A 1760-nucleotide genomic window follows, 5' to 3' on the forward strand; every position below is an offset into this window, starting at 1 on the left:
GAGTTCCTGCTTCGGGATCACGTCGCGCACGCGGGCTTCGACCTGGTCGGTAATGCTCGCGGTGTCCTCGATCCGCGTGCCGGTCGGCGCGCGCAGATGCAGGCGGATTTCGCCGGTATCCACCGCCGGGAAGAAGTCGCGCCCGGTGAACGGCACCAGCGCAAGCGAGCCGATGCAAAGCAGCAGAAAGATCGCGATGAAGCGCCGCGGACTCGCTATCGCCGCGCCGAGCACGCCGCGATAGCGTTCACGCAGCCGCTCGAAGCGCTGCTCGAAGCCGGCCTGAAAGCGGATCAGGCACGCAATCGGACCGTTGCCGGTGACCGGCGCGTTGCTGCGCGCGCGCATCAGATACATCGCGAGGGTCGGCACCAGCGTGCGCGAGAAAAGGTAAGACGCGATCATCGCGAACACCACCGCTTCGGCGAGCGGCACGAACAGATAGCGGGCCACGCCGGAGAGCAGGAACATCGGCACGAATACGATGCAGATCGACAGCGTCGAGACGAAAGTCGGCACGGCGATTTCGCCGGAGCCGTTCAGGATCGCGTCGTGCAACGGCTCGCCGTTCTCCAGATGATGCGTGATGTTTTCGATGGCGACCGTGGCGTCGTCGACGAGAATCCCCACGGCGAGCGCAAGGCCGCCGAGCGTCATGATGTTGATGGTCTGGCCGAGCGCGGACAGCGCGATCAGCGAGGTCAGCACGGCGAGCGGAATCGATACCGCGATGATCAGCGTGGCGCGCCAGCTGCCGAGAAAGAGCAGGATCATCAAGGCGGTGAGGGCGGCGGCGATCAGCGCCTCGCGCGCCACGCCCACCACGGCCGACTTCACGAATACGGATTGATCGGACAGCGCGGTGATGTGCAGCGCGCTCGGCAGGCCGGCGGCGATATGCGGCAGCATCGCCTTGACCTGCTGGATGATCGTGAGGGTCGAGGTGCTGCCGGATTTTTCGATGGTCAGGAGCGCCGCGCGTTTGCCGTCGCTGCGCACGATGTTGGTTTGCGGCGCGTAGCCGTCGCGCACGTGGGCGACGTCGCGCACGTACACCACGCCGCCGGCGACCGTCTTGATCGGCAGATCGTTGAGCGCGGCCACCGTGTCGGTGCTGCCGTTCATCTGCACGTTGTATTCCTTCGTGCCGATCTTCGCCGTGCCGCCCGGCAGGATCAGGTTCTGCGCGTTGACCGCGTTGACCACGTCGAGCGGCGCGAGTCCCTTGGCCTGCAGCGCGCGCGGATCGATATCCACCATGATCTGCCGTACCTTGCCGCCGAACGGCAACGGCACCGACGCGCCTTGCACCGTCGCCAGTTGCGTGCGGATCTGGCTATTGCCGAGATCGTAGAGTTGCTGTTCGGAGAGCGTGTTGCTGGACAGGCCGAGTTGCAGGATCGGCACCGTCGACGCGTTATACGTGATGATGTTCGGCGGCAATGTGCCCGGCGGCAGCACGCGCAGGATCGACGCCGAATTGGAAGCCGCCTCGGCAATCGCACGATTGATGTCCGCGCCCGGATGAAAAAAGATCTTCACCACGGAGACGCCGTTCAGCGATTGCGACTCGATGTGCTCGATATCGTCGACGTCCGAGGTCAGTGCGCGCTCGTAGTTCGACGTGATGCGGTTCGCCATGTCCTGGGCGGAGAAGCCGTTAAAACTCCAGACGATGCTGACCACCGGAATATCGATGTTCGGAAAGATATCGGTCGGCGTGCGCAGTATCGCCAGCGGGCCGACGATAAAGATCAGCA

At 64.4% G+C, this 1760-nt stretch carries 1 protein-coding gene; it reads right to left on the reverse strand.

Going from position 1 to position 1760, the window contains the following annotated elements; translation table 11 throughout:
• Window positions 1–1758, reverse strand: a 1758-nt coding sequence (locus P0D96_RS47870; RefSeq protein ID WP_408321304.1) for an efflux RND transporter permease subunit, incomplete at its 3' end; no start/stop codon positions are given.
• Between the last annotated feature and the right edge of the window lie 2 nt (window positions 1759–1760).

The organism is Paraburkholderia sp. RL17-347-BIC-D, from assembly GCF_046027915.1.
In the GTDB taxonomy this organism is placed as follows: domain Bacteria; phylum Pseudomonadota; class Gammaproteobacteria; order Burkholderiales; family Burkholderiaceae; genus Paraburkholderia.